The organism is Candidatus Poribacteria bacterium, assembly GCA_021295755.1.
Classification (GTDB): domain Bacteria; phylum Poribacteria; class WGA-4E; order WGA-4E; family PCPOR2b; genus PCPOR2b.
Map to the genome: position 1 here is coordinate 18,528 of JAGWBT010000070.1, position 4,793 is coordinate 23,320.

A 4,793-nucleotide genomic window follows, 5' to 3' on the forward strand; every position below is an offset into this window, starting at 1 on the left:
CGAGGAGGCAAGGCTTCCCAAACATCCAAGATAGGGGTCGCAACCTCCCATGCTGCCTCTACCATGTCCGCGCGATGGAATTGCGTAGAATCGCCGTTCATGCAGTCGTAAAGTAACGTCTCATACCCAGTGGCAGGACTACTTCCCGCCAAGTCTTCGTAGCGAAAATCCATATCAACTGGGGTCAGACGGACCGTCGGTCCTGGAATCTTTGCTTGGAATCGGATGGTGATACGCTCATCGGGCTGGATGTGGAGGACAAGCCGATTCGCCTCTAACTGCTCTTCTGCACTACCGCGAAATAGAAGGTGCGGAACACTCCGAAATTGGATTACTATTTGTGTATCGCGCTTGGCTAATCTCTTTCCGGACCGTAAGAAAAACGGCACACCCGCCCACCGCCAGTTCTCTATAAAAAGCTTCAGCGCCGCATAAGTCTCTCGTTCTGAAGTAGGTGAAACTCCAAGTTCTTCGCGGTATCCAATTACCCGTTCGCTATCTACTATCCCGTCGCTGTACTGTCCACGCACCGTATTGGAGATAATCTCTTCAGGACGCATCGGACGAATCGCATTCAACACCTTCACCTTTTCGTCTCTTACTGCATCTGCCTCGAAAGAGATTGGGGGTTCCATCGCCACCAACGCCAACAACTGAAACATGTGGTTCTGGATCATGTCGCGCAGCACCCCTGATTCTTCGTAATATGCGCCACGCCCTTCGATGCCGATACTCTCAGCGACCATAATTTGCACATGATCAATATAGCGACGGTCCCACGTCGGTTCAAAAATACCGTTGGCGAACCGAAAGACTATGATATTCTGTACGGTCTCCTTCCCCAAGTAATGGTCAATCCGGTAGATCTGCTCTTCGTCAAAAGTCTCAAGCAAACAACGGTTTAGAAGTTTGGCAGAATCCAAGTCATGCCCAAACGGTTTCTCAACAATAGTACGCCGCCATGCCGTGTTGTTTTCGGATTTTGCGAGGCCAGCCCTTCCCAAATTGTCGGAAATTGCTCTGAACGAACTTGGAGGTGTCGAGAAATAGTAGAGATAGTTGCCGTTTGTTCCCCATTCCCCATCCAACTGCTTCAGCAATTCTGAAAGGCGGTTGTAATCGTCCAGATTGTCGTAGTTGCCTTGATGATAATAAAGCCGTTGCTCCATCCGTTCCCAAAGCGACGGATCAAATGCAGTTGTGCCAAATTCCTTGATTGCTTCCGTCATCTGGTCACGAAAATTATCGTGGTTGTTTTCCCGGCGTGCAAAACCAACAACCACAGCGTTTTCGTTCAGCAGTCCGTTTTGGGCAAGGTTGTATAGCGCGGGCACTAGTTTACGCTTCGTCAAATCCCCTGAAGCACCGAATATGACCATCACACACGGATCCGAAACCCGTCCCTGATCAGTTTTTACATTTTCACTCATAGCAATTACAATGTCGTGATTGATGAAGTGCCACAGACTTTTCCGTAGATCCCAATACCTAATTTGCTGTTGTTCACCAGCTTGCTTACACTCATTGGCATTTAATCATAGATTGTAGGTGCTGTCAATAATAAAGCCTAGTTGCGTGCTTGTATTGCTTCAGGTTTGCCTGTCCTCCACCGAACCGTCAAGCGGGAACAATGTGTGCCCGTTCGGGACGAAGAAGCGTTTTTAACTCGCGGTCATAAGCGCGCTTAGTCTCCGCTTGATTCTGGGGCAAGCCAATCTCTACACCCGCCGCCGTGAAGGTAATAACCATTGCCTTACGAGGAACGGTGTCCACATTGGTTGACGCGCCGTGCACCATCGCAGTGGTCAGAACGGTTGCTTGTCCGGCTCGCGCAACCACAGGGATTGCCTCGGCGTAATCAAGCGCAGGCAGTCCATCCAACATAACACCTCCGACGAGTGGAGTGCTGCTTTTCAGTTCCGGCTGATTTTCTCTATGTTTAGCTATCAGTCGATGGCTGCCGGGACGATACATCAAGGGTGCACGTTGTGCCGTTACATCATCTATCCAGACAAAAAAGGTGCAAACCATATACCTGGGAGTAGCGTCAAGATCCGAAAGGCAGTACTGGACATCCACGTGTTGGTAGAAACTGAAGGGAATATTTGGTGACGGATAAGTTGTCACGATGGCAGTTTGAAAGAAACTTATCTCATCAGCTCGCAGCACACGCTTGGCTACTTCCTCAAAAAATGGATGCTGGATGATGTCCAACAATTCTGGATCATAGAAGGTGCACGTTGTGCTCACCCGATAGCTCGGTTTTTCTCCTGCCTCCGGCTTACTGAACGGAAGCAGGCGATCAAACACAACTGATGCCGCTGTGAGCTGCTGCTGCGTCAGCGGCGTATCAATTGTCACCGCGCCCATCTCTGAAAACTGTTGAGTTTCTTGCTCGGTAATCATGTTGGCACCGTTTATCCCTCGTTTTTTAGATAATCTTGTTGAATGCAAAACTAAAACATTATACAATGGTTTGTACTATTAGGACTTACGCATTTCCTCTTAAAGTCCCCCTGAACCCCTCTGATAAGAGGGGAAAGACAAGGGAGAAGATCCCCTCTGGGGATTTAGGGGGTTAAATGCAATCAAATAACGACTTTTCACAAAATATGCCAATTTTCTGTTCAATTTGCGTAAGTCCTGCTATATTATTTCACAAAATAGTAAAAAAGGCATGCCATATTTTTGGCATTTGAAAAGGATACCGACAATGGCAGATTCTAAGGTTTTTGAAGGACGCGCCCCGGGTGGGCCCGGAGGTATGGTTGAACTGAAGGATGGGCGATGGCTGATGGTCTGGTCAGGACTGAATGCTAGCTATTCCAATGACCGGGGACGAACTTGGTCGGCGAGTGAACCCCTTCAAACCGGCGACGAACCCATTATTGGAACAGGTGCCCCAACCTGTCTAGTGCGCTTACAGTCAGGTAGGCTCGGTCTTCTCTACGGTCGCCTTAGCGGTACAGCGGGTGGGACATTGGCTGGCTACGCGCTCTGTTTTCGGACCTCCGACGACGAAGGGGCATCATGGTCAGAAGAGATAGTCATTAACCTACCCGGTGAAACTGCGAGCAACTACCACGACGTACTCTTCCAACTCCGGTCAGGTCGCTTAGTTTTGCCCACGCGGTTCTGTCCGCCTTGCACATTTCCGGAACTGAAGGACGCCGGTGCCTACGGCACCTTTCAAGGAAAGCGTTTCAAAACAGAGGGTCACGCTCACGGGCCGGAGATTGACACAAGCCAGGTGTACTTTTCGGAGGACGAAGGTAACACTTGGCAACGGTGTCCTCAAGACATCGTAATCTGGCACCAAGACGGTTACGGCGGGATGTGGCCCTGCGACGAGCCCGGTGCAGTGCAGCTCCGCGATAGCAGACTCCTGATGATGTTCCGAACGACGCTGGGCCGGCTGTACCAGAGTTTCAGCAATGACGAAGGCCTCACTTGGTCGTTGCCCCAACCGACGGCTCTTGCTAGTTCATACTCACCATGCCGACTCCGCGTCATCCCGACTACTGGAGACCTACTCTGTGTGTGGAATCAGGTGAGCGGCGATGAAATTCGCCGTGGCTTTCGCCGGTCACGTTTGTCGCTCGCTATCTCGACAGATGATGGGGACAGCTGGGGGTACTTCAAGACGCTCGAAGTTGGTGGTCCGGTAGACAAATCTGACCGCGTCGATCCCGACGACGAAATCGGTATGGTTCGGGGCGAAAAAGAACTCGGTGAGCTGCCGGCTGACATGATATATATATCGTATCCGAACGCACATTTCTTCGGGGACGAAGTTGTACTGCTCTATGACTTTGGTCCGCAGTTGGATGCCTCCACCGATCCGCCCTCCTGGCCCCGCCACCGCAAAATTGTCATCCGTCCAATCGAGTGGCTGTACCAGGAGATATAGAGTTACCACCAGTATGAAAGGAGTTCTTTAATGAAAGGTCTAACCTCAGAACAAAAAGCACAGTACGAGCGGGATGGCTATACCATCCTGAAATCGGTCTTTTCCAAAGCGGAGTGCGAGGAGTTCGTCGAGCACATGATGGCACTGCACTCAGGACAAAAGACACTGGAAGGGTTCGCTCCCCGTGAACCAGACAATTGGGGACGTACCAATAATCAACATTGGTATGATCCGAAGGCACTTGCACTGCTCATTGATTCGCGTCTGCGTCAACCGCTGAAAGACTGCTTTGAAGAGGAAGTGGAAGGCATACAGACTATGTATTTCTACAAAGGTTCCGAAGGGGTGCGCCACCAAGACCAGTGTCCCCTCCCCGGCTGTATGTCCGCTTGGCTGCCTTTGGTAGATGTCAATGAAGAAAATGGCACCATCTATATACAACCCGGTTCGCATAAAGGGGAACTTGTGACGTACTGGGAGACCTTGGACGAGAACGGGAAGATGGATTACGAGTATCGCCACGCGAAGACCGAAAGAATCTTTGAGGAGAACAACCGCCCTGAAATTTCCATTATAGCCAATCAGGGCGATGCAGTGTTATTTCACGGTCGCTTGATTCATCGCGGAGGTCCAATCAAGCAGCGTGGCGCCTTACGTCACGTCATGGCAAACCACTACATACCCTATCAGTTCACGGATTGGCCCCACACAACCTGGCCCCGAACTTCATTTAACGGTAATCAACGCTATACCGACTGAATTACTGATGAAGTCTTTGACATACTCCCCGCCCTAAAGGAGGAGGATTCTTGCGTCCTTTAGGAACGGTAATTGCGCTATCAACAAGGACAGCCATCCGAAGATGGTCTTACGTCCTCTCCTT

The 4,793-nt window shown here is 50.5% G+C and carries 4 protein-coding genes; 2 read left to right on the forward strand and 2 right to left on the reverse strand.

Annotated features, from left to right (window positions below; all coding sequences use genetic code 11):
• The coding region (gene zwf / locus J4G02_11615; protein ID MCE2395224.1) for a glucose-6-phosphate dehydrogenase at positions 1–1,430 on the reverse strand (1,430 nt) is incomplete at its 3' end.
• Positions 1,431–1,617: 187 nt separating this feature from the next.
• The gene (locus tag J4G02_11620; GenBank protein ID MCE2395225.1) at positions 1,618–2,406 is read right to left on the reverse strand and encodes a phytanoyl-CoA dioxygenase family protein; all 789 of its coding nucleotides are present in this window, start codon (positions 2,404–2,406) and stop codon (positions 1,618–1,620) included.
• A 307-nt stretch (positions 2,407–2,713) separates the two neighbouring features.
• Here J4G02_11620 and J4G02_11625 point away from each other — a divergent pair, with 307 nt between their 5' ends.
• Both J4G02_11625 and J4G02_11630 read left to right on the forward strand, forming a co-directional pair.
• Positions 2,714–3,910 carry an exo-alpha-sialidase gene (locus tag J4G02_11625; GenBank protein MCE2395226.1) on the forward strand — a complete coding sequence of 399 codons (1,197 nt, stop codon included), beginning with the start codon at positions 2,714–2,716 and terminating at the stop codon, positions 3,908–3,910.
• A 30-nt stretch (positions 3,911–3,940) separates the two neighbouring features.
• Complete coding sequence (locus J4G02_11630; GenBank protein ID MCE2395227.1) at positions 3,941–4,669, forward strand: phytanoyl-CoA dioxygenase family protein; 729 nt, start codon at positions 3,941–3,943, stop codon at positions 4,667–4,669.
• Positions 4,670–4,793 lie beyond the last annotated feature (124 nt).